The sequence below is a fragment of the Veillonella sp. CHU740 genome, from assembly GCF_003992055.1.
GTDB lineage: Bacteria > Bacillota > Negativicutes > Veillonellales > Veillonellaceae > F0422.
The window spans coordinates 52,702-77,854 of record NZ_RQVD01000004.1 but is presented as its reverse complement, the minus strand read 5'-3'; the positions used below and the strand labels follow the sequence as shown (position 1 = coordinate 77,854).

Below are 25,153 nucleotides of genomic sequence, written 5' to 3'. Positions count from 1 at the left end.
AAAAATGCTTGTACCATAGGTCACCTATTGTTTGAACGTATCCACAAAGGATAGAATTTCTTCTTTCATAGATTCTTTCGGAATCACCTTAGTGAAACGCAATGGCTTATGTTGTAACTCTGCCAATTGTTTTGGGCACCCCACGCCTGTCACAGCCGAAATATTGTCTAAACTTTCATAAGGAGTCGAACCTACTTTGATATCCAAAGCTTCACAAATTGGTGTTGGGAATTTGAAAGGATGCGCCGTGGAGGCAATCACTGTATGACGATGACCATCTTCTGGATGGGCTTCCAATTCTTTCATGTAAGCACCCATCGCCACCGCAGTGTGAGGATCCATCACATAGCCATAGGAGTTGTATACTTGCTCGATAACTGCTTTCGTCATATCATCATCTACATAAGCGCCGGCAAATTCTTTTTGCACCGCTTGTAGTTCTTCTGGAGTGACAGAGAATTTTCCCTCTGCTTTCAACGCTTTCATGCGCTGTGCTGTCAATTCTGCATTTTCACCGCTCACATAATAGATAAAACGTTCAAAGTTAGAACTTTCTAAAATATCCATGGATGGAGAGATGGTCGTATAAAATGGGCGATTCATATCGTATGTACCAGTACTAAAGAAGTCTGCGAGCACATTATTTTGGTTCGATGCACAGATCAATTTGCCCACAGGAATACCCATGCGTTTTGCATAGTAAGCCGCCAAAATATTGCCGAAGTTACCTGTCGGTACCACTACATTAAACGCTTCATCTTCATGGATAGCGCCTGTATTCACTAACTCCGCATAGGCCGCTACATAGTACACCACTTGTGGTGCTAAACGACCGATATTAATAGAGTTAGCAGAGGAGAACTTCACACCTTTCTCTGCTACTTCCTTCGCCACATCAGCATCCACAAAGAGACGTTTCAAGAATTGTTGCGCATCATCAAAGTTACCTTCGATGGCCGTTACATTAACGTTCGCACCTTCTTGCTTTTGCATTTGCTCTTGTTGCATTGGGCTAACGCCGTCTGTAGGGAAGAACACTTGAATATGCGTTCCCGGCACATCTTTGAACCCTTCTAAAGCGGCTTTTCCAGTATCACCAGAGGTAGCTGTCAAGATCAACACTTCTTTCGTTTCTTTTTCCGCTTCCTTTGCTGCCACCAACAAGTATGGGAACAAGGATAATGCCATATCTTTAAAGGCTTGAGTGCGACCGTGGAACAACTCTAACACGGACACTCGTTCCAACAAAGAGTGCATAGGCGCCATGTCCGGCGTATCAAAGTTCACTGTATTGTAAGCACTGCGAATCATGGTTTCTAATTCTGCTTCTGTGAAAGTAGTAAATAATTTACTCAACACCACCAGTGCAATTTCTTCATAACTTTTGTCTGCCACATCTTGGTAGGAAAGACATTTCTCTGGAAATGTTTCTGGCACGTACAGACCACTATCACTTGCCAATCCATTGAGCAATGCGAATGTTTCGCTCACCGTTTCATGACTACGCGTACTTGTATACTTCATCTTATCATCCTTTATATTTCATTGTACTACACATTATATCGTTACCGTTTATTATAAATTAATGCTATCCATTTAGCAAGAAAAGGGTGGGGAAAGGATTGTCACATTTCTCATAACGTACTATACTATAAGTACTATGAATTTCAAACGGTGTACACCTACATCTTTAACATCTTAGTGTTATTTTGAAAGCAGGCGATTTCCTTTGAAAAAACTTTTTCTTGTATTTGCTATGGCTATCTGTTGTTCTATTACCAGTTACGCCTATCAAACGACCACTACCTTAGATATGTCAGCCACTTACATAGACATTCGCAGTGCTCATGCTAAAGAACTGTTAGGCGAAGATATGGTAGGAGCTATATGGGTCAACCCCCAAAACTTACTCACTATCAACAATTTCCTAAAAACATCTGACAAAAGGAAAAAATACATCGTATTTTGTTCCTGTCCTCACGATGAACATTCCATAGCCTTAGCCGAAATAATGGATCGCGAAGGGTATGAAAATGTATATGTATTAGAAGATGGTTGGGATATTCTCTCAGACAACCATCTGACAACAAGGAGGTCTTTACAATGAGAAAATTATGTATCTTGACAATTATGGCTCTATTCCTAGGCTTTCAATCTAACCTAGGCGTATTCTCCGCCTCTGAACAACCTAGTACTGATGGAACACTCATCACCCAACGAGGTTGCTGTTCTCGCCACGGTGGTGTAGCAGGTTGTACTGAAAATGGATCGGTGAAATGTAACGATGGCACTACCTCTCCAACTTGTAAATGTTAATGTAAAGGTAAGCATATGGGATTTCGTTTTAGAAGAACCTTAAAGATTGCACCTGGCATTCGTCTTAACTTCGGCAAGAAAGGTGTTAGTACAAGTATCGGGCCAAGAGGCGCTAAAATTACTTTGGGAAAAGACGGCGTAAGAACAACAGTAGGTCTTCCTGGTAGTGGTATATCCTACACCCACTACAAACGCTACCCTAATGACAGTAGCACTGCTAGCAATGCCATCCCCTTTACACCTACCTGCCCTCAATGTGGCCATCATATGCGCAAAGCTTGGACGAATTGTCCGAAATGTAATTATAATTTATTACCTCCCCCCGCTAACAATCCTAATCCAGTGGATACGCGAACCCCTGAGGAAGCCTCTTCTGCTGTAGGCTGCGGTTGCTTATTGTTGATTATATTAGTGATTGCTTTTGCTATCTACATCGTTTAACTATACAACACTATTCCACGTATTACATTTTGTAATAAACGTCACATATTTGCCTCTGTTCTTACAAAATAAGCATATGCTTTCATCTTGTTCTTGACATAGAAAAAACAAAAGAGTACAATACACACATACAATCAAACATTTGGGAATAGGTGCGAAAGCATAATAGAGAAGCCAGTTAAAGTCTGGCACGGTCCCGCCACTGTAAAGCAGAGCAAATCCAAATTATGTCACTGGGAAACTGGGAAGGCTGGAGGCGCGTTGAAGCTGAGTCAGGAGAACTGCCTATTCATCATTCACCACTTGACCTACGAGAGATAGGGAGGAGAATCAAAGGCCTTTTTCTGATACTCCAAAATACAAGAAAAAGGATTTTTTATTACTACGATATGCGTTGTATGGGATACGTCACATATTGATGATCGCCTTATCATGGCCAAGTGAACTTACTATTATGGTATTAGCACTCAAAGTGTTGATATAGTTGTCATGATTTTGTATGGGCGTACATCATCATCCTAAAAAGAACCTGCCGGTGGGCAGGTTCTTTTTTTGCATCAACAATAAATATAGGAACTACTCACACAAGAGCAGTCCCCAATATTTTTATCATATTCTATTTTTCTCTATCGTCATTGCCTTTCACATGGTACAATACAATTGTATAGGGGATTCCGGCCCCTTGTATCATACCCTCAAAGGCAGTATGCGTGTCCAGCGCTAGCTTTAGAGGGTTTTTCTTTGTCCATATACATAGCTTTGAAATCATTATAGTCTTCCACCATATAGTCTGGCATCATGGATAAGGCTTTTTCTTGGAGCCATTCTGGAACTCCATAATACGCCCCTGCTACGGCACCGACAATGGCACCTAATGTATCGCAGTCACCGCCGATGTACATTACATTGCGAATAGCCGATTCATAATCTTCGCTCTCAAAGAAACATTGCATTCCTTCTGGCACAGTTTTCTGACAGCTTGGTTCAAATTTATACGTCTTGTGTAGTTCTTCCACGCTGTACTCGCCAGGATAGTATGATTTTACCATCTTTTGGATTTCCTCTTTCGTAGCTCCATGCAGTGCTTTGAACACAGCTAACGCCGTCACTTCTCCTCCTTTTAATCCTTCTGGATCATTATGGGTCGTACCTGTGACAATACGGCTCAGTAACTTGACCTCTTCTTCTGTGTTTGCCACATACGCTACAGGACTTATACGCATAGCCGCCCCATTACCCCAGCTACCATATGGTTCTGTCACATCAGATAATCCCCACTGAAAAAATTTAGCTCCAAACCCTCCCATCGGTAATGGATTAGAAAGAAAATATTCTTTCATACGATACACAGTAGCTCGTTGTAACTGTGTCCCCCTTCCTTTTACATCAATTAAAGCCCGTGCAATAGCACATGTTAAAATTGAATCATCTGTAGGCTCACATCGTTCTGATAAGAACTCAAATTCTCGGCTTTTGATATTGTTGAACTCATAGATTGAGCCCGCCATATCTCCAATGATTGCTCCTAACATAAAACTCCTTTCTGGTGTCTCCACCATGACAATTGCACTAAAAACATAGATGTATGCAAAAATTATATACTCCTATATTTTCCATGCAATATACCACGTTATATCTATTGATATAACTGAATTGTTACCATTATACACCATGTTCTTTTAAGAGACAATAACCCTTTACATCTATAGACAATTAGATATCATAATGATAAAATTAAATTTTATAAATGTAAGTTTAAAATGTATGGTTACTAGTATAACACACTATGTAAGTTTGTTTTGGGAGGTAGTATGTCTACATCTTTATTTTCTATGATTAAACATTTCCTACTTGTAGCTGCCCCCGTCATTGCTACACAATTTTCTATCATTGTTGGTAGTTTTATAGCGGTCACATTAACGGGGCAATACAGTACCATAGATTTAGCAGCTATTGGTGTGGGGTACAACTTATGGGTCGCCGCTTTTTTTGGTCTGTCAGGAATTCTCCTTGGTGTGACCCCCATTATTTCTCATGCCTTAGGGGCAAAAAAAACTGAATCGGTAGCTGCTACCATGTGGCAAAATATCTATTTAGGGCTTGCATTTGCAACAGTTCTTATACTTGTCACCCTACTTGGTTTATTTCCTTTGTTAGATCTATTAGGATTAGAAGCGGCGGCAAAATCTGTTTGCATCCAATATATGAACGCCATGTGCGTCGCCTTTCCAGCTATGATGATCATGTCTGGATTCCGCTACATTGTCGATGCTCACGGAAATACTCGCTACTCTTTATACATCATTGGCAGTAGTGTGTTATTTCAGTCTATTTTCAATGTACTATTCATACAAGGTTATGGCCCCATCCCCGCTCTGGGGGGCTTTGGTGCCGGCATTTCAACGGCCATCGCCTATTGGTATATGATGCTATGTTTTCTCGGGCTCATTACATTCCACAAACACTTCAAACAATATCGGTTTTGGTCATCTTTCACTGGACCAAGTTGGATACTCATTCGAGATCAATTAGCTCTAGGGATTCCTATTGGCCTCTCTATCTTTGCAGAAATCAGCATTTTTAGTGCTGCTGGGATTGCTATGACAAAGTTCGGCACAGAAATTATAGCCGCCCATCAAGCAGCGTCTAGTTTCCTTGGATTAACATTTTCTTTCCCCCTCAGCTTAAGTATGGCTTCTACCATTGTCATCGCTTATGAATTAGGAGCTAAACAATATCAAAACGCTATTACTTACACATGGATTACTCGTGGTGTAGCAGCTTTCATAGCCCTTTGCATTGGAACCTATTCCTTCACTCATATCGACTTCTTAGCCAGTCTATATACTAAGGAAGATCACATGATTCCCCTTATTGAAAGTTTCATTTCTTATGCTGTATTTTTCACAATCATCGATGCTGTAGGCACTCCTTTACAAGGCGTTCTCCGAGCCTATCGTGATGTAACTAGCGTTTCTGTGATTACTATCGGCACCTATTGGGGGGTGACTGTACCTGTTGCCTACCTTTGTTACCTATTCACAGACTTCGGGCCTTACTCCGTTTGGATTGGATTATTAACAAGTACATCTTCAGCTGCACTCTGCTATATGTATCGATTACGTAAAGTCCAACGCAATGTACGGAACATGTCATTCTAAAATCATTAATTAAAACTTAACCCTTTAAGTGACGAGGCGTTCCATGAACAGCCTCGTTTTTATGTGATAACGACATACACAGGTAAATTAGACACAACCATTGGTACAAAACATATGGTACCAACCGAAACAGCTATAGGTGAATTTACTAGTATAACAGCACGCTATACCTCCATTTTGCTTTTGACATATCTTTATAAATACTATAGAATATAGAAATGTAATTTAAGGGATCTATTCAACGCCCTTTTATATTCATTAATTATTACATCTATATATAAATGTTCCTCGTCTTGCGTGTCTGCATAAGCAACTCACGGCATATACACATATCTATTATGCTGAAATATACATACCGCTTCGATGTCTTTATATACATGTATCTTTATTATTTTGTAAAAGAAGGAGATCTTATGGCTACTGTAAATCCAAACTATGAAAACCTACAAGGTTCTTATTTATTTGCTAATATTGCTCGTAAAGTAGAAGCTTTCAAAGAAAGTCACCCTGAAGCAGACATCATTCGTCTTGGTATTGGTGATGTGACGCGCCCTCTTGTGCCAGCTGTCATTGAAGCTATACATGCTGCCGTGGAAGAAATGGGTTCTGCCGATACATTCAGAGGCTATGGTCCTGAGCAAGGTTACGATTTCTTGCGCAATGCCATCGCTGAAGGAGATTATGCACCATTAGGTATCACAATCCAACCGGATGAAATATTCGTGTCCGACGGAGCTAAGTCTGACGTGGGCAACATCCAGGAAATTTTCTCTGAAAACAACATCATCGCTATTACTGACCCTGTGTACCCAGTATACCTTGACTCTAATGTCATGGGCGGTCGCACTGGCAAAGCTATCAACGGTATTTATGAAAAAGTAGTGTACCTGCCAACGAACGCAGAGAACAACTTCTCTCCTGCATTCCCCAAAGAACGAGTAGATATCGTCTACCTTTGCTGCCCTAACAACCCAACTGGTACCGTATTAAGCCGTGCGCGCTTGGCAGAATGGGTACAGTGGTGTAAAGATAACGAAGCGATCTTAATGTTCGACTCCGCTTATGAAGCTTTCATCACATCCACAGATACAGTTCGTTCTATTTATGAAATCGAAGGCGCTCGTGAAGTGGCCATCGAATTCCGTTCTTTCTCTAAAACGGCAGGTTTCACTGGTACTCGTTGCGCCTACACTGTAGTTCCTCATGAAGTAACTGCCAAGAACGCAGAAGGCAAGCGTGTTCCGCTGAACCCAATGTGGAATCGTCGCCAAACAACAAAATTCAATGGTGTTCCTTACATCATTCAACGTGGTGCTGCTGCTGTTTACACACCAGAAGGTCGTGCCCAAATTAAGGAGCATATCGCTTACTACATGGAAAACGCTCGCATCATTCGTGAAGGCTTAGAGGCTATTGGTCTTACTGTATTTGGTGGTGTAGATGCGCCATACATTTGGATCCAAGCTCCTGCTGGCATGAGTAGCTGGGACTTATTCGATACATTACTAGAAAAAGTACACATTGTGAGCACTCCTGGTTCTGGTTTCGGTCCAGAAGGCGAAGGCTATTTACGTCTCACTGCCTTCGGCAGCCGTGAAAATACCATTCGTGCTGTGGATCGCATTAAAACATTACAATTTTAAAATTCCCCTTTTCTCTATGGGATTTTTTCGCTATAATGATACATGCGAAAAACAATGGGCACAGCCCCTCATTTCATCATATACTGTAATCTCCTATTACAGTTCAATAGTATTTAATATTAATGAAAGTATCAACTTTCACGAAAGGAAGTAACAATGAGCAACATTCGTATTGGTATCGTTGGATACGGCAACCTTGGTCGCGGTGTAGAAGCGGCTGTAGCATTACAACCAGATATGGAATTAGTCGGTGTATTCTCTCGTCGTTCTGGTTTACAAACAGTAAGTGGCGTACCTAGCTACACTATGGAAGAAGTAGAGTCTTTCAAAGGCAAAATTGATGTGATGGTATTATGTGGCGGCAGTGCAACAGACCTAATCGATCAAACTCCAGCTATTGCAGCTCATTTTAATGTGATCGACAGCTTCGACACACACGCTCGCATCCCTGAGCACTTTGAAAACGTTCACAAAGTAGCACAAGAAGCTGGCACTGCAGCATTAATCTCTTGCGGTTGGGACCCTGGCATGTTCTCCTTGCAACGTGTGTACGCTGAAAGCATCTTACCACAAGGCGATTCCTACACATTCTGGGGTCGTGGCGTATCTCAAGGTCATTCCGATGCGATCCGTCGCATCGAAGGCATAGCAGACGCTCGTCAATACACTGTACCTAAACAAGAAATCATCTCCGCTATCCGCAATGGTGAAACACCAGAAGTGACAGCTACTTCTTCTCACCTTCGTGAATGCTATGTAGTATTGGAAGAAGGCGCTGATGCAGCTCGCATTGAAAACGAAATCAAAACAATGCCTAACTACTTCGTTGGCTATGAAACAACTGTAACATTCATTTCCCAAGAAGAATTAGATGCGAACCACAAAGGCATCCCACATGGTGGTCTTGTGATCCGCAGCGGCGAAACTACAACAGGTACAAAACACATCTACGAATTCGGTTTACAATTAGATTCTAACCCTGAATTTACTGGTGCTGTATTAGTAGCATTCGCTCGTGGCGTACATCGCTTAGCAGCACATGGTGGCCGTGGTGCTTTCACAGTATTCGACATCGCACCAGCTTGGTTATCCCCAAAATCTGCTGAAGAATTACGTGCACATTATCTATAATATATATAACACATACAAAAAGCACAGACCACAAATCTGTGCTTTTTAGCTACCCACAGCCCCATTTCCCTAGAACGCAGTGGTACAATATACATCTATTGGCGTTCTTTTTTCCAAAATTAACAAACGCTTAGAGTCCACGGTATGTTCCTGAACAAACATTATGCAATACCGTTTGTGAAGGAATATGCCGTGGACTCTCCTTTGCTAACTAGCGCATAGAACGCCACAAAATTTTCATTGTGCCACAAGTGATATTTGCCAACTTTTACAATATTAGTTATAATATTGGCATAGACAAGCGTAACGCACCTATCTCATAGGTGCGTTTTATACCGTTTATCCATAAATGAAGGCTACCTGTCTAGGCAAGTATACACAACTAGCACTTGCTGACTCAGCCCCATATGAACTTTTACATGACATATTAAGTGTATAACACACTATACTATCGCCTTAGGGCTATACAAGATATAAAAGGAGATACCATGAGCACAAATTTAGAAGTAGGCATTGTTGGCCTTCCAAACGTAGGAAAAAGTACATTATTTAACGCTATTACAAAAGCCGGCGCAGAAGCGGCGAACTATCCATTCTGTACCATCGAACCAAATGTAGGCGTTGTAGACGTACCAGATGCTCGTTTAGCTGTGTTGGCTGAGATGTTCGGTTCCAAACGCATCTTGCCTGCTGCTATGCGTTTCGTAGATATCGCTGGCCTTGTGGCTGGCGCTTCCAAAGGGGAAGGCTTAGGTAATAAATTCTTAAGCCACATCCGCCAAGTCGATGCTATCGCACAAGTAATTCGTTGTTTTGATGACCCTAATATCACACATGTGGCGGGTTCCGTAGATCCTGTTCGTGATATTGAAATCATCAATACAGAATTATGTTTAGCTGACCTTGAAAGCGTAGATAAACGCTTACAACGTATTGCTAAGTTAGCAAAATCCGGCGACAAAGATGCTCGTATTGAAGCACCTATTTTAGAAAAAGTATCTGCTGCATTAGGAGATGCTATTCCTGTTCGTGCCCAAGGCTTAACAGAAGATGAACTAGACATCTTAAAAGACTTAACCTTATTAACAGCAAAAAAATCTTTATATGTAGCCAACGTAGGCGAAGATGAAGTATCCGACTACTCTGGCAACGAATTTGTAAAACAAGTAGAAGAATACGCAGCAAAAGAAGGCTCTGGTGTTGTGGTTGTATCTGCTCGTATTGAATCTGAAATCGCAGAATTATCCGACGAAGAAGCCACAGCTTTCTTAGCTGACCTTGGCCTAGAAGAAAGCGGCTTAACAAAATTAATCAAAGCTAGTTATTCCTTGTTGGGCTTAATCAACTACTTCACAGCTGGCGAAATGGAAGCTCGTGCATGGACTATTGTAGAAGGCACTAAAGCACCTCAAGCAGCTGGCAAAATCCACTCTGACATCGAAAAAGGCTTCATCCGTGCAGAGATTGTATCTTTTGACGATTTAGAAGCTTGCGGCAGCCAAAATGCAGCCAAAGAAAAAGGTCTCGTTCGCCTAGAAGGTAAAGACTATATAATGAAAGACGGCGATGTAACTCATTTCCGTTTCAACGTATAACAACGATAAAAGCTAGGAATGCTCTGCGGAGTATTCCTAGCTTTTTTAATAGTCATCAAATTCTAGAGCATCCCCTAGATAGAACATGATCCATGTGCATATGGAAGTATTTCTTTCCCCTTTTCATAATAATACATATGAGAAGGGGTTATTTTATGTTCCTCGAATATTTTAAGCACATCTTCCATATACGACTCTGCTACGCCTATGGCAAGTCCACAGGCACTAGATAGCTCTGGTGGCACAGGCATTAATTGATGAATGACACCATGAATAGCGAGAGCCTTATCGGCTTTATCTGCAAAGTAGTAAGAGCTAAATAGAACGAGTACTTTTTGTGATACCTTATCTGTAGCTGTATTAGACTTCTTACTATCTACCGTAAAAACGTTCATGTGCGTCTACCTCATTCAATCTTTCCAATTCTATCTGCCAATGTCATCCCGCATCTATTTACAATGTAACAAATGGCTCTTGCATCATGCTTTCTGTGATAGCATACAGATTTGTAACAGTGCCCACTTGCACTTTGTCTTTTACCTCATAAAAGTCTAAGCATATACCACAACCACCAATTGTCACCCCTGCTGATTCTAACGCTTTGAAGTTTTCAATGTGTTCCGATCCTTCTACGAGCATATTTACGGCACTATTAATGCAATAGATCGCTTTCGGCTTTACATCTGCTTCCGTCAATACATAGAGGAAAGATTTCATCAAGTTGCGGCCTAATTCTTCACTACCTTCTCCTAAGTAATCTTTCGTTAGGAGTAACACTTTATCTCCTACCCCTTGAGCCGGCATGACTGGCGTTGGCATCTTCATCTCAGGAGACTCCATCTCTTGTGTGATAGGAGCTCCCATAGCCGCTTTTTCTGCTTTCATTTTTTCATAGGCTGCAATGCTTCGCTCTAAACTGCCTGTTCCATTGGTCATGTAAAAAGGAGCATCTCCTCCTGCTATCGTCGTATTTGTGATCACCTTACCCAAAGGCGCAGCAAATTCATTTTCGAAAATATCTTCCAAATCTAAATCATCCAGATCATTAGACGTTTGGATATCCAAAGCACTAGCAGTGGCCAACTCCTCTGTAACAACCGTTGGGGGAATTAAGACAACGATATAATTACCTTCTTGCTCGAGCACATGATTCTCGTATCCTCTATATTCCCCTAATTTCACCACATTATCGCGGCTCACATCATTATCCACTAAGACTTTCACATAGGTAGTGCCATCCGCATCCATCGCTTTTTTTGCTTCTATCACTGGCTCTGGGCACGCCTTTCCACGCATATCTAACATAACTTCTTTATTTGACATATATATACTCCCTTTCCTTCTGTTTCACACGACCTATGATGGCGGCGTGCCTGATTCCTGCTACCTGTAATTCTGAAAGCAACCTTTCTCCTTCATCCTCACTACAAGCAAACAATAATCCTCCCGATGTTTGAGGGTCAAAGCAAATATCACTCCACACCGTATCTAACTCACTAGCAAACTCTACCGTACTAGATAAGGCTTTACGGTTTCCATACGTTGCCGCAGGGACTAACCCCATACGAGCTGCCTCTTGTACATCTGTGAACAGAGGTAATGCCTCTACATACAGATCCACAGATACTTCACTGGCTCGCGCCATTTCAGATATATGGCCTAACAAACTAAAGCCCGTGATATCCGTACAGCTATGAATCGTAAACCTTGCAGCCACATCCCGAGCTCCTCGATTTAAGGTGCACATGCTATCTATAGCCTCTTGTGCACCTTGAGGAAATAAATTACCCTTATCTGCCGTATTCATAATTCCTGTTCCAATAGGCTTTGTAATCATCAATACATCACCTACTTGGGCCCCCGCATTCGTCCAAATCGACTGAGGATTCATAAGCCCTGTCACAGCCATCCCAAAGAGGGGCACTTCATTTTCTACACTATGGCCACCTAATAGAGCTACTCCAGCCTCCTCTAGCACCTCATTGGCACCTTCTAACACCGTTGAAAGTATCCCTTCTTTCACAAGGGCCACAGGGAACGCCACCATATTTAACGCGGAAATCGGTGTTCCGCCCATGGCGTATACATCGCTAAGTGCATTGCAAGCAGCCACACGACCATACACCCTCGGATCACCTACGGGAGGTGTAAAGAAATCTACTGTTTGCACAAGTGCCTGCGTATCACTAATACGATATACACCTGCATCTTCCATCCCACTAGCATTGGTTAATACTGCAGGATGGCTAGGCATCTGAATATGTTGTAATACATCAGCCAATATGTGGGGACCAATTTTACAAGCACATCCACCCTTAGTTGCATACGTCCTCATATCTACCATGCGCACACCTCCCAAACACACAATATCTATCACAATACATCGCAGCCCTTATGAATGAGTATCCGCGATCTCACTCGATATCACTGGATGCAACTTTCGATAGTATCTTTTTAACACTTTTTTCAAATTTTGGACGAGGTATCATCACCTGATGTCCACATCCTTGGCAGACAATCACGAAATCAACACCAGTTCGTTTGATTTCCCAATTCGTACTACCACAAGGATGAGACTTCTTCATTTGCACCACATCACCTACCTGATATTTTACAAATCCCATAGGATCCTCCTTTATTCTGTGTAGTATGAATATAGTATACCATCTAGCAATAGATTTCTCTACAGTTACCCTACAGCTCTCAAGACATTGACAAATATTCCTATCATATTTTGTCTCTCATCACAAAACCATATCGTTACACTACATTTTGCTATATAGAAACCCTTTATATAGAGCCTTTTCTATGTATTATCATTTCCTTTTCCGTTTATGAGTTCGATTCTCAATTTCTATTTTGTATAATCCCCTTTATTTTTTAGGGATTTAATAACCGGCAAGCCCTTTATTTAAGCCGATTGAGAGACTTTATCATTTACAAAAAATTTTTAAATTTTTCTAAAAAAAGACTTGCATTTCTCATTTTCATAGTCTATAATGTAATCAACAATGATTATTCGTTAAGTAACGAAATCAATAGGGAATCAGTCAAGTGATTGTTCCCGTTAAACAAATAAGTATTTATTTTAAAAGCTATGTAAAGTACATGGAGGAAAGAAAATGCCAGAATTAAAAGGTACACAAACAGAAAAAAATCTTCAAGCAGCGTTCGCTGGTGAATCTCAAGCTAATCGTAAATATACATACTACGCAAGTGCAGCTCGTAAAGCAGGTATGAACAAAATCGCTGATTACTTCGAAGAAACAGCAATCAACGAATCCGCTCATGCTAAAGTATGGTTCAAATTGTTACATGGTGGCGATGTAAACTCTGACGTAGCTATCAACTTAAAAGATGCTGCTGCTGGTGAACACTACGAACACACTGTAATGTACCCAGAATTCGCTAAAGTTGCGAAAGAAGAAGGTTTCGCTAAAATCGCTTACTTATTCGAACAAGTTGGCGTAATCGAAGCTCGTCATGAAGAACGTTACCTTGACCTTGTAACATCTGTTGAAGGTGGTACAGTGTTCAAACGTGAACAACCAGTTGCTTGGATCTGTGCTAACTGTGGTTACATCCACATCGGCGAAGAAGCTCCAAAACTTTGCCCAGTATGTGCTCATCCACAAGCATTCTTCTCCCAACACGGAGAAACTCTTATCTAATCTATAACCAAGTGGTTTCTTAGATAAGCTCTATAGATTTGTATCAAGTGATACACAGCAATAACGATAGGAACTAAGTAGTTCTAAAGATAAGTATCTTACATATGCAATATACTAAGTAGTAATAAGGTTTACCCAAGTGGGTCAAGTTACATCATCATTTCCCAAGTGGGTTAGATCTAGTATAGGTATACTAAAGCGACTGTGAAAACAGTCGCTTTTTTGCATGCCAAAGTATATATCCCTCCCTGACTTCCCAGTAGAAGATATAATTATCTTTCACTATTCATCATCTTATCTTCATCTTCTTGGTCTATACTTTAGGTGCAGGGTCTACCCCCCTAAATATATACTACATATACATGTATATAAAAACCTATTCGTAGTTATTCCCAACGTATCCCCAAGTGATGGTAAACACTACGATACACCTAACTATATGTTAAACACTAACTGATGAGAAGGAGACACTTATGAAACGTGCACTACTATTAACAACACTAGCTATGACGATTGGTTCTTCCGCATTTGCTTCCTCTATGAATTATCCAAATTTCCAAAGCGACCACAAGCCAATGTCTTTTAAAATGGCGTCCTCTGAAGATATGAAAGCGTACCAAAAAGATCTAGAAAACTATTTGGCAGATACAGATGCTATTATCCAATCTTTAATTACTAAAAAAAGGGCAGCTATTGATGCCTACAATGCAGGTGTTCGTGAATATAACAAGGATGATTTCTTTCACAAAGATCGCATCGATCCATATTCCTACGATGAAAGCTATTCACAAACAAAACGAGTGGGCGGTCATTCTTATCATACCTTTGGTGATACTGTTATCATCACAACAAGCAATACCCTTCCTATGATAGAAGAAAAGAAAGATCAAAAAAAGGATGAAGATGATGCATTTGCTCGTATGATGCGCCGCATGGAGCATCATTTAGGTGTTGACCGTTGGTAATTGCCCTCTATACGCCCCTTTAAGCGTGCATACGCACTCTCCCCTTACTGATATGCTCCCTACTATCATAAAAGCCTCTATCCATCGATAGAGGCTTTTATTTTATATATACTAATAGATAATTGTCTAACTTGTACCCTACAAGAAACATACTCATACAAAAAGACTGTAACTATCTATACAGCAGATAGTCACAGTCTTTTATATACTTCGTATTACTTTCACTATATATGCGTACTATATAGTGTGTCGTATTTTATCGAATGGTTTTTGTATCATTAAATGCTTCTTGGTCGAAGGTCCCTTGTAATCGATCTACTACGATAGCATTCGTCATGGAACCACTTACATTGAGCATAGTCCGCCCCATATCTAAAATCGGATCTACCGCCAAGATTGGAGAAATGGACCCAAAGAATCCACCCATACCTGTACCAGATAAGGATACAGAAGCAGCCATCGTAGCTGTGCCAGGAACGCCTGCAATACCTAAGGAACCAATAGCAATGACGATAACACTCATAACATACATCGTAAAGTCTAGTGGTACACCAGATACACGAGCAATATAGACAATACATAAGGCCGGGAAGATACCTGCACAACCTTGCATACCTGCTGTCGTACCAAAGCTCGCTACCGTATTAGCTGTCGCTGGGTTAACGCCCAATTTTTTCGTTAACGTTTCCACTGTTAATGGTAAGACACCCATACTGGAACGAGATGTGAAAGCTAAAATTAATGCCTCTTTCGCTTTACGGAAATACATCAATGGGCTGACACCAAATAGAATGAGCAAGATAGATTGTACCACTAACATAATGGCCACACCCACATAAATTAGGACGATGAATAATCCCATATCTGCAATCGCACCAAATCCTTTTTGTGCTAATGTAGTCGCTAATAAGGCAACGACACCGTATGGCATCAAGCCAATAATGAAGTCGGCAACCCAGAAAATCAATGTGTACGCTTCATCAAATAGTTTTGTAAAAATCGCTAAATCGCTAGCACCATGTTGTTTTACTAAACGCGCTACACCACCGATGATAACACCAAATACAACAATGGCGATAACATTTGTTTGGGCCATCGCATTCACTGGATTAGACGGAATCAAAGCACGTAATGTATCTACAACCGGTTTTACTTCACGCATTTTAGAATCACCAGCAGCACCTAATGTACCATCACCTAGTCCTGTGAAAGATCCCAAGGCTAATCCTACAATCGCCGCAATCCCTACCATGACAAGTGCTACAATACCTGTAGAGGATACTAATCGTTTTAAGTTCGCATGCTTATCCATATGCAAGATAACATATACGATAGAAATGAAAACCACTGGAATGACTAACATTCGAATTAAATCGATAAATCCGCCCCCGATAAGAGAGAACCACTTTGTACTTTCTTTGATAAACACTACATCCATTGGATTATTCGGGAATCCCGCAATAAACTGTACTGCAACGCCTAAAATAGCACCAATTAATGTAGCAATCATAACTAATGTACCAAACTGAATATTTCGTCTTTGTAAAAAGTACACATAGCCCAAGGCAATCACAAATAATACCAATATTCCTATTGTCATAGGATCACTAATCATGAGAAATTGTTGAAAAAATGGTATATCCATACAATTACTCCTCCTTTTCTAGACCACTCTATAGTCCTTCTAACTTCTTTTTGTACTTACTTCTATTGCAAGTTATAACATGCAACATTATAGCACTCTATCCCTATACGGTCAATATCCTATTTATTTCATAGGTTAATAGGTGGAAACTATATATTTTCCGGTATTCATGCATTTCTATTCTAAAATCAGAGTATTTTTAGCATTTATATCGATAGAGTTCTCAGTTATATATTATACATACTGTGCTAGTTATCCTGCATCTTATACATAAAAAGAGCACATGCCAAAGGCATATGCTCTCTATCTGGCGGAGAGAGGGGGATTTGAACCCCCGCGCCAGTTTCCTGACCTACCGCATTTCGAGTGCGGACTCTTCAGCCACTTGAGTACCTCTCCGTATACGACGGCGCTCTTTAAAAAAGTCTTTCATAATTTGACTGCATTCTTCTTGCAAGACGCCAGCCAGAACCTCTGGCTCATGATTCAAATTAGGATGTGACAACACATTAAATAAAGATTCTACCGCTCCACCCTTGTAATCACTGCTGCCATACACAACGCGATCAATGCGACTGTTGATAATAGCTCCAGCACACATGGGACATGGTTCTATCGTAACATAAAGCGTGCAACCGGTCAACCGCCATCTTTCTAGTAAGGCATTTGCTTCACGAATCACGAGTACCTCTGCATGGGCCGTTGCATCATGATCGATTTCACGACGATTATGATGTCGGCTAATAATGTTACCTTCATGCACTAATACAGCTCCAATGGGAATCTCCCCCATATCATAGGCCTTCCTTGCCTCTACCAAGGCTTCACGCATATACTCTTCATCAGTCATACAGTCACTTCCTTTCCAATTGCCGCTACACAATAGAATATCATATTTTCCATCAATCGTCACTGCTTACACTATGTAGCTTGTGGTGCTTTTATATTAGATAAAAGGAAGACCGTAACATACTCCTTCTCAAACTGATCCTACGGTAGGTCGTCACTTATCCCGCTATGTAGCCTGTGGTGCTTTTATATTAGATAAATGGAAGAGTAGGACATATTCCTCCACAAACTGATCCTCCGGTAGGTTTGCTCCGGAGTATGTCCTACTCTTCTACGATTGCTCTGATCTAAGTAGTAAAAAACACCACAAGGCTACTACTCGTGATGGCCCTCCTCAGGGGGCAAGAGGGTTGTGTTCTCTGTTACCATGTATTGTATTAATTTATGGTATAATAAAAAATATATGCAAATTAATTTAATACATCTACTGAGGTGAACGAATTATATGGAACAACGCGCTTTTAGTAAAATTAATGTGGGCCTAGCCATCACGGGTAAACGCGATGATGGGTACCATGATATAGATACCATTTTCCAATCTATTTTTTTAGGTGATTCTCTGTATTTTGCACGCCACCATTCTATGGTATTCTCCGGTGATGCCCCTGAACTTCCTTATTATATGGCTCAGATGATCCCCTATACAGAAAGTAATATCGCTATGAAAGCTCTCCGCATGGTGCAAGAGTACACAGGCTGTACGCAAGGTGCAGCCATCCATTTATTGAAACGTGTACCGCCTTGTGCTGGCATGGGTGGCGGTAGCGGTGATGGTGCTGCCATGCTATTAGGTCTTAACAAATTTTGGGACCTTCGGTTAACTGATGAGGAACTCTTGACCATGGCTTCCAAACTTGGTTCTGATGTACCATTCCTTTTAAAAGGCGGCACTGCTCGCGGTACGGGACGTGGTGAAATCTTGGAATCATTGCCTACAGGACAAGCGCAGTGGCTCCTCATTGTGAAACCAGAAATTAGTATCTCCACAGCAGATGCGTATGGTCGTTTCTCTGGATCTTCTCGTGTCACTACGGACACGATGGATACTGTTACCGCCCATATGAAAGCCAAAGACTTTCGTCAGGCTTTCACATCCAGCGACAATACCTTTGAAGAGTTAATCTTTCCTATACATCCAGAGCTTGTGGCATGTAAGCAGTTTTTCTTAGATCGTGGATTCCCTACGATTATGACTGGTAGCGGCCCGACTATGGTGGTACTATTAGAAAAAGCACTAGATGCAATTCGATTACAAGAAGAAATCAAAAAAGCTGGTCATAACTGGCTTTCATTAATTACGAAAACACATGATAAGGAGGCCTTACCATGAATGTACCACGTTTACAACCCATCCGTTTAGATGCGTACAAACCACTTCGTGAAATCGTTAGCGATGCCCTACGTCAGGCCATTCGGGATGGCGTCTTACCACCTGGAGAACGGCTGATGGAAATCCCTCTTGCGGAAGAACTCGGTGTGAGTCGTACTCCTATTCGTGAGGCTATTCGCATTTTAGAACAAGAAGGTCTTGTGGTGATGATTCCACGCCGTGGCACCTATGTAGCAGATATGAGTTTGAAAGATGTAACAGAAGTGTTTGAGCTTCGTTCTATCTTAGAAGAATTAGCCGCAGAGCTCGCAGCAGAACGTATTACCAACGAAGAAATCGAAGCCTTAGAACAACATCTTGTAGAAATCGGCAACTACATGAATGAAAAAAATCTCGATAAAGTCGTACAGGCCGATATTCTATTCCACGAGATTCTCTATAAGGCTTCTCGTAATGATCGCCTCGTAGAAATGATTCATAATCTACGGGAACAGACTTTGCGCTTCCGTACCTTATCTATGAGCCAAACAGGTCGCCTTGCTAAAACTTGGGATGAACACCGTCAACTCGTAGAGGCTATTTCTGACCGCGATGTAGAACGAGCACGACATATTGCTCGTATCCATATGGAAGAGTCAGAAAAAACATTGTTGGCTGGCATGCAATTACAAGGTCATGAGGAATAACTTGTCTCGCCGAATATCAAATACTGAAAAGGGTCCTTCGGGACCCTTTTGCTTATTAAAAATATAAAAAATAGAGGAAAGTTGATAGTTTTTGATCAACTTTCCTCTATTTTATTTGTGGGCTATTTTATTCCAGCCCCTTATGTGTAACGGTTATTTCTTATGACTAGTGTGTTTACTTACGTTAACAAGATAAGCTATATTCAACAATCATCATTAGAATTTGTACGTCATTTGTACGGTAGAGTAGTTACCTAAGCTAAAGCGTTCTGGTCCAAATAATGTATCTCGTTGTCCGATACCTTTTGCACCAAATGTATAGCTTGCTTCTACTACCCAGTTTTTCGCCGGCACATAGGAACCACCTAATGTGAAGCTTTCAATACCATCTAAGTAACGATCAGTTAAACCATTTGTACCATTGCCACCGAAGAAAGAGCCATGTTCAAAGTGTTTATAGTCCGCATACATAGACCAGGTTTGCGGTCTTGCAATATCCGCCATACCTACTTGTGCACGCATTACCCAGAAGGTAGGAGTGCTACCTATTTTATGACCCAAGACAGCAAAAGCATTCGTGGCTGCATTGTAATCATATGCTGTTTGACCATTCAAATGTTTACCTAAATTGGACAAGTTTTTACCATAGTCAAAGGATAGCATTGCGCTCTTACCAAGAGTATATCTTGCGCCTACAGCCAATACATTGGCCACTTGGTGATAGCGATGTGTTTCATTGCCTTTAACACCAGCTGTTTCTTTTGCCGTTTCAAAAACTACATCACGATTACCTTGAGAATGTAAGTACCATGCAGATACGCCCAAGTTAGGTTTCACTTGTTGTTTTACTTCCACAAAGAAAGCTCGTTTAATACTTGGCACTTCTGCACGATCAAGAACATAGCCTTGTTGTAACACATGAACGCCTGTCGCTTCGCCTAATGGTACACGAGGGAATAGACTACCTTTTTCAGTAAATCGTAAATCTGAAGTGATTTTGTTCGCATAGGCTGCTACTGGTGCTACTAGCCCTTTATTATCAACCCCGTCAGCAGGCAATGTATTTTCTTTTTCTAAGGTTGCCCGTAACACATTTTCATCCACAGTACCACCTACGATATCGGTAGCCGTAAATGGAGGACGGTTGATATTCTCCGTATCATCTTTAATTTTATCATTGTAATAATCTACAAGCCAAGATGATAAATCCTGTTTTTTCAGTAACTCAAAATGTTCTTTTTCTGCGTCCGTGAAAGTGCCATTCGCACTTTCTTTACCTCGATAACTTTCTAATGTGCCTAGGCCTGTTGGATGAGCTGCTACAAAGTCAGCCAATTTTTTATTTACTGTATCTAAGTCTCTTTGTTTTTCATCTCGAGAAGCTGTATGTGATTTTAAATCATCAACTGCATAGCCATATTCCTCTTTGGCACTATCTTCTGCACTTTTGATAGCTTCTTTGATATTTTTATTATACCGCTCGATTAAAGTCGCTCCACGTTCTGCCAAGAATTTTTTCACAAATTCACTGCCATCGCCTTGGATCGGTGCATCATCGTCATAACTATATCCTAAAATATCTTTATTCAATGATGGGTATAAATCCGCCGACATGGTTCTAGGGAATGTTTGTGATGCTGTAGCATATTTATCCGTATCTGTACTATAGAATGGATACGTACCCGTTTCTGTCAGGTATTTAACTCCTGCTTCTCCTACTTTTTCAGGTGCTTTTCCAGTAGCTGGATCATAGGTTTTTGTATACCCATACACAGCTTTTGGAATGCTGATATAGTATATTGTTTCCTCAGACTTCAAGTAGTTTGGATACGCTTGTTTCGCCCAATTGTAGTACTTACGAATCGTTTCGTATTGACCTGCTACATCGCCCACTTTTTCACGAACCGCTATGTTCATTGGCTTAAATGGTTTTGTTAGTTTCAACCCTTCTACACTATTCAAGAACTCATTCACTGTCAATGGACGTTCCATAGTTTTGTAGGACATTTGCGTATACGCGGAATCTGTAATGCCTGTATTTCTAGAGAAATCACCATAGCCGACACGAACTTGCGTATTATCTTTCGTCCAAACAGCACGAACCCCATCAAAAGTTTGGTTGAACCAGTAACCAGTTTCCCCTAATTTTTCTGGTAAACGTCCTACAGAGAAATCCCAAGATTTTTCTTTTCTTGTGATATTCGCTTCTTCTAATTTCACTTTGCGTAAGCTTCGATTCGTATCCACCGTATCTTCTGTAGCATGGCCTGCATGACCGCTGGCGCTAGTGATAACTTCCACCGCCGTTTTATCATTAATACGACCTTCTACGCCGATTTGTACTTTTTGTTCCCAACCGTTTTCAGATGGATCTTGCATATTTTTCATAGCAGAACCAATAGCAGATGTTAACGTAGTTCTTACATCAGGACGGTTTTGACCTTCCATATAGTGCGTACGCCATTTGTAGTCCCCAGCAAAGCTCAAATCAGAGCTACTAATCTCACCAAATGGTGTCGTGATAAACTTAGCAAAGTCTACTGGACCTAAATCAATATTTGCCACTTCTTTACCGGACTGATCTTGTAATACTTTGTGAACATGTCCATCACTGCCAATTTTAAAGTTAATGCCAACGCGATATACACGATCTTGCATAGCTCGGTCATCATCACGGTAATTAAACAAGTTGTCTACACCAATGTAGGCTTTCATATCATTGCCCCAAGATTTTTGAACAATGAAATTCCATACACTATATGTTTTGGATTGATACTCTTGCTTTTTACCTTCTTTAAAGTATGTATCAATATGGGAAATATTAGGATTTTCATTCTCTGCTGGGCCATAGGAATCGATGAAGTTACCATTGCCTGCTAAGGAACGACTATCCAACATGTTCATATACAGATTACCATACAAAGATGCATGCAAACCAGAATCTTTATCATCATAGTTGATGCCTACATCAATTTTATGCTGTGGTTTATCCAACAATTGTTTCGGTAAGGTTGGATCCGATTGGTTCTCAGTATGCAAGAAGGTATATCCTAATTTACCAGACCATTTTTTATTAAAGTTATGTTTAACTTCTGCCTCTAACCCTGTAATAGATACTTTTCCAATATTTTTGAAGCTGTAGATCATGTCTGGAGCATGTTGATATTTTTCAGACCCCAAATGCGTCCGTTCATTATACTCTGGATAGAAGTCTAATAAATGACCTGTGAAGTAAATGGAATGGTAATCACGGATACGATTGTGGAAGGCGCTAGCACGGTAGGATGTCGTTTTATTTTCATGTTCCCAACCTACATCCACATTGATGGATTTTTCTGGTTTTAAGTCAGGATTGCCAACCCAGTACCACCCCATTCGAGCCGTACCGCCACCAAGTCCACCACTCAATGGGTTACCAGAATACATTTCCCAGTTATAATACAATTCGCCCATACCTGGCTCATTATAACTAGTGCCAACATTCGCTTTCAAACGAGTATGCACATCCCCACGTAAGTTATGTAGCATACCTACATTAAAAGTCAAATTGTTACCGAATAGACTGCTGTGGTCTAGACGCACAATCGGCGTAATCGTGGTGTTTTTATTCACTTGCCAATCATCTTGTACATATACATATTCTTTTTGAATATCTGCTTCGCCTACCGTCACACGATTGTGTAAGGCATCGCCTTTTTTGAATTGTACATTATTCAATTTCACATCGTATGATTTACCATTGATTTCCATAGGCTTGCCCGTATAGTAGTAATACACGATGGTACTTTGCCTAATACGGGATTCACTTGCATTGGCAGCTTTAATCTCAGGATTTTGCTCATACAATTTGTCTACTAACTCATTAAAACGATCTCTCGTTTCGGACGTAGTATGATCCAAGAAATAAGAAATGCGGTTATTACTATTCATGTGAGAACCTTCGATTTCTTTTGGTACATTGTCCACTAAATCAAAGGCATGTTCTTGGCTGAAAAATTCTTCATAGGTAAAGGAAGGTAAATAATCCTTACCTTGTACCCCTTTTTCATAGCCATACCACTCTTTCAAACGGTTCCAATATGGCGTGCCGTCTGCGTCCTTTTCAATCGGATAATCTTCCACGCGAGAGGCCACTTCATGCGTGACTGGATCTTCTTTCAGATGTTTATCATAATCCCATGGATTGATGAACTGTTTTGTCGTTTTAGGCGCACTTTTTAAACGGCTACCGCTGCCTTTTTCTTTTTTGATACCAAATCCAGTATTGACGAAATGCTTATCATTGACAGCAATATGAAAGTCCGAATGCACGTCAAATTGGGAATGGTCAATAGTATCCACTTGATTCAATTCATTGGCACCAAAGAAGGGTACATGACCTACTGTATTCGTTAAAGTCACATCATTTTCTTTCAATTTCGCGTAGTTCACTTCTACGTCCCAATTGATTTTTTCTTGATTTTTCGCATGCCAACCGATACTATATTGGTTCCGTTTGATACTCCGTTTAAATTGCACTTCTGGGGCCATTAAAGAGTTAGACCCTTTATTAAAACGATGCAATTCTTCTTTATGTTGGTCCACACGAATGTCTACCCCATGGTTTTTATTCGCTTGCCAATGGGCACTCATACCAATATTAGATTGTTCTCCAAAGTAACGCAAAGAGTTCTTTGCAAAGACAGTCATATCGTCATGCGCTAATTCCACACGCTTTCTTGGGTTCACTGCATACACAGGCATCACATCACGTTTGCTACCATAAATAGCCATATTGATATTGCCAATTTTACCTGTGTCGGCACGCATAAAGAAGTTAGAGTATGGCATAGACCCGTTGTCACCTTTTGTGCGCAAAGATTCTACATTAAATTGAAATCCGCTCTTCTTTGTCGGTTTCTTCGTTACTACATTGATGACGCCACCAATAGCACCCGAACCGTATTTCGCAGAGGCTGCCCCTTGGACCACCTCAATGTGATCTAAATTTTCTGCCCCCAGGCGCATCAACTCATCACCTTGCCCTGCATATTTAGCAAACTCACCAATAGCGGGTTGTCCATCAATTAAGATCAATGTATGGCGTGGGTCTGCACCCCGAATGGATACTCCTACACGACCCATCGCATCTACGGTACGAGATACACCCGTTTCATGGAACACTACATCTTCTACATTTTTAGCCTGTTTTGCTTCAATATCTTTTTGCGTAATGATCGTCGTATGCTGCGTTTCATATTGCTCCGCCGCTTTCAGTCTATCTGCTTCTACGTATACGGCATTGTCTGCTGCTACACCATGGAACATACCCATCCATGTCATAATTGCACCGTATAATAGTAGGTGCTTACCTGTCTTTCTTTGATACATCCTAACACCTCATAGTCTTTCAAAAATAAGTTTACTCGCATACAGACACACACATATCCGTATACTACATTATGATACCTTGCAAGGTTTGACTACTATTACAAGTGAAAGAAACCAATTTATTACCTACACACACTTTTACTTGTCTATTGTAAACCTTTGCAATATTTTCATATTAACTATATCAATACTGAAAATGAAAGTCAATAATTTCTTCATCTTTTCTTCATCTTTATCATATATGCCAATCATTTTTCTGTGTTATATCAGCATTTATATATATAATATAAATTTATATAGGTATCGATATCCATACCATATTGAGTGTATATATCAATAATTACTATTTG

General features: G+C 40.7%; 20 protein-coding genes, 1 tRNA gene and 1 riboswitch. Of the genes, 11 read left to right on the top strand and 10 right to left on the bottom strand.

What is annotated here, in order from left to right; all coding sequences use genetic code 11:
* Positions 1-24: 24 nt before the first annotated feature.
* Positions 25-1,524, bottom strand: a complete 1,500-nt coding sequence (gene thrC / locus EO115_RS03515) for a threonine synthase (RefSeq protein WP_126937609.1) — start codon at positions 1,522-1,524, stop codon at positions 25-27.
* 205 nt (positions 1,525-1,729) lie between these two features.
* On the opposite strand from thrC, the gene EO115_RS03510 reads away from it, so the two are divergent.
* From EO115_RS03510 to EO115_RS03500, 3 genes are read left to right on the top strand one after another with little or no spacing between them, the layout of a single operon-like run.
* Complete coding sequence (locus EO115_RS03510; protein ID WP_126937608.1) at positions 1,730-2,107, top strand: rhodanese-like domain-containing protein; 378 nt, start codon at positions 1,730-1,732, stop codon at positions 2,105-2,107.
* Positions 2,104-2,316, top strand: coding sequence for a hypothetical protein (locus EO115_RS03505; RefSeq protein WP_126937607.1), 213 nt, complete (start codon positions 2,104-2,106; stop codon positions 2,314-2,316). The genes EO115_RS03510 and EO115_RS03505 overlap by 4 nt, the downstream gene beginning before the upstream one ends.
* A 15-nt stretch (positions 2,317-2,331) precedes the next feature.
* The gene (locus EO115_RS03500) at positions 2,332-2,757 is read left to right on the top strand and encodes a DUF4236 domain-containing protein (RefSeq protein WP_126937606.1); all 426 of its coding nucleotides are present in this window, start codon (positions 2,332-2,334) and stop codon (positions 2,755-2,757) included.
* A gap of 133 nt (positions 2,758-2,890) precedes the next feature.
* Positions 2,891-3,061: riboswitch (cobalamin riboswitch) on the top strand.
* 391 nt (positions 3,062-3,452) lie between these two features.
* Here EO115_RS03500 and EO115_RS03495 read toward each other — a convergent pair.
* A complete protein-coding gene (locus EO115_RS03495; RefSeq protein ID WP_126937605.1) occupies positions 3,453-4,289 on the bottom strand; it encodes an ADP-ribosylglycohydrolase family protein in 837 nt (278 codons plus the stop codon).
* A 279-nt stretch (positions 4,290-4,568) separates the two neighbouring features.
* Here EO115_RS03495 and EO115_RS03490 point away from each other — a divergent pair, with 279 nt between their 5' ends.
* The 4 genes from EO115_RS03490 (at position 4,569) to ychF (ending at position 10,287) form a co-directional block, all read left to right on the top strand.
* The gene (locus tag EO115_RS03490; RefSeq protein WP_126937604.1) at positions 4,569-5,918 is read left to right on the top strand and encodes an MATE family efflux transporter; all 1,350 of its coding nucleotides are present in this window, start codon (positions 4,569-4,571) and stop codon (positions 5,916-5,918) included.
* A gap of 413 nt (positions 5,919-6,331) precedes the next feature.
* On the top strand, positions 6,332-7,561 hold the full coding sequence (locus tag EO115_RS03485; protein WP_126937603.1) for an LL-diaminopimelate aminotransferase: 1,230 nt from the start codon (positions 6,332-6,334) through the stop codon (positions 7,559-7,561).
* Positions 7,562-7,717: 156 nt separating this feature from the next.
* Positions 7,718-8,692: a diaminopimelate dehydrogenase gene (locus EO115_RS03480; protein ID WP_126937602.1), complete on the top strand. Its 975-nt coding sequence runs from the start codon at positions 7,718-7,720 to the stop codon at positions 8,690-8,692.
* A 488-nt stretch (positions 8,693-9,180) separates the two neighbouring features.
* The gene (gene ychF / locus EO115_RS03475) at positions 9,181-10,287 is read left to right on the top strand and encodes a redox-regulated ATPase YchF (protein ID WP_126937601.1); all 1,107 of its coding nucleotides are present in this window, start codon (positions 9,181-9,183) and stop codon (positions 10,285-10,287) included.
* 74 nt (positions 10,288-10,361) lie between these two features.
* On the opposite strand, the gene EO115_RS03470 is transcribed toward ychF, so the two are convergent.
* From EO115_RS03470 to EO115_RS03455, 4 genes are all read right to left on the bottom strand, one after another.
* Positions 10,362-10,682, bottom strand: coding sequence for a DUF3343 domain-containing protein (locus EO115_RS03470; protein ID WP_126937600.1), 321 nt, complete (start codon positions 10,680-10,682; stop codon positions 10,362-10,364).
* Between the two features lie 58 nt (positions 10,683-10,740).
* Positions 10,741-11,610: a sulfurtransferase-like selenium metabolism protein YedF gene (gene yedF, locus EO115_RS03465; protein ID WP_126937599.1), complete on the bottom strand. Its 870-nt coding sequence runs from the start codon at positions 11,608-11,610 to the stop codon at positions 10,741-10,743.
* Positions 11,600-12,631 (bottom strand): selenide, water dikinase SelD, encoded by a 1,032-nt coding sequence (gene selD, locus EO115_RS03460; protein WP_126937598.1) that lies wholly within the window; start codon positions 12,629-12,631, stop codon positions 11,600-11,602. The genes yedF and selD overlap by 11 nt, the downstream gene beginning before the upstream one ends.
* A 70-nt stretch (positions 12,632-12,701) precedes the next feature.
* The gene (locus tag EO115_RS03455; protein ID WP_126937597.1) at positions 12,702-12,911 is read right to left on the bottom strand and encodes a DUF951 domain-containing protein; all 210 of its coding nucleotides are present in this window, start codon (positions 12,909-12,911) and stop codon (positions 12,702-12,704) included.
* Positions 12,912-13,409: 498 nt separating this feature from the next.
* Here EO115_RS03455 and rbr point away from each other — a divergent pair, with 498 nt between their 5' ends.
* Entirely contained in the window at positions 13,410-13,958 is a 549-nt protein-coding gene (gene rbr / locus EO115_RS03450) for a rubrerythrin (protein WP_126937596.1), read from the top strand.
* 473 nt (positions 13,959-14,431) lie between these two features.
* Complete coding sequence (locus EO115_RS03445; RefSeq protein ID WP_126937595.1) at positions 14,432-14,923, top strand: hypothetical protein; 492 nt, start codon at positions 14,432-14,434, stop codon at positions 14,921-14,923.
* A 256-nt stretch (positions 14,924-15,179) separates the two neighbouring features.
* Here EO115_RS03445 and EO115_RS03440 read toward each other — a convergent pair whose 3' ends face one another.
* The 3 genes from EO115_RS03440 to tadA all read right to left on the bottom strand — a co-directional run bounded on the left by EO115_RS03440 (position 15,180) and on the right by tadA (position 17,418).
* On the bottom strand, positions 15,180-16,568 hold the full coding sequence (locus EO115_RS03440; RefSeq protein ID WP_126937594.1) for a cation:dicarboxylate symporter family transporter: 1,389 nt from the start codon (positions 16,566-16,568) through the stop codon (positions 15,180-15,182).
* A 308-nt stretch (positions 16,569-16,876) separates the two neighbouring features.
* Positions 16,877-16,967: transfer RNA gene (locus tag EO115_RS03435), tRNA-Ser, on the bottom strand.
* Positions 16,921-17,418: a tRNA adenosine(34) deaminase TadA gene (gene tadA / locus EO115_RS03430; RefSeq protein WP_126937696.1), complete on the bottom strand. Its 498-nt coding sequence runs from the start codon at positions 17,416-17,418 to the stop codon at positions 16,921-16,923. The genes EO115_RS03435 and tadA overlap by 47 nt, the downstream gene beginning before the upstream one ends.
* A gap of 444 nt (positions 17,419-17,862) precedes the next feature.
* Between tadA and ispE the strand changes: the two genes are divergently transcribed.
* A complete protein-coding gene (gene ispE, locus EO115_RS03425) occupies positions 17,863-18,747 on the top strand; it encodes a 4-(cytidine 5'-diphospho)-2-C-methyl-D-erythritol kinase (protein ID WP_126937593.1) in 885 nt (294 codons plus the stop codon).
* Positions 18,744-19,433 (top strand): GntR family transcriptional regulator, encoded by a 690-nt coding sequence (locus EO115_RS03420; protein ID WP_126937592.1) that lies wholly within the window; start codon positions 18,744-18,746, stop codon positions 19,431-19,433. Before ispE ends, EO115_RS03420 begins: the two co-directional genes overlap by 4 nt.
* A gap of 216 nt (positions 19,434-19,649) precedes the next feature.
* Here EO115_RS03420 and EO115_RS03415 read toward each other — a convergent pair whose 3' ends face one another.
* On the bottom strand, positions 19,650-24,803 hold the full coding sequence (locus EO115_RS03415) for a TonB-dependent siderophore receptor (protein ID WP_126937591.1): 5,154 nt from the start codon (positions 24,801-24,803) through the stop codon (positions 19,650-19,652).
* Positions 24,804-25,153 lie beyond the last annotated feature (350 nt).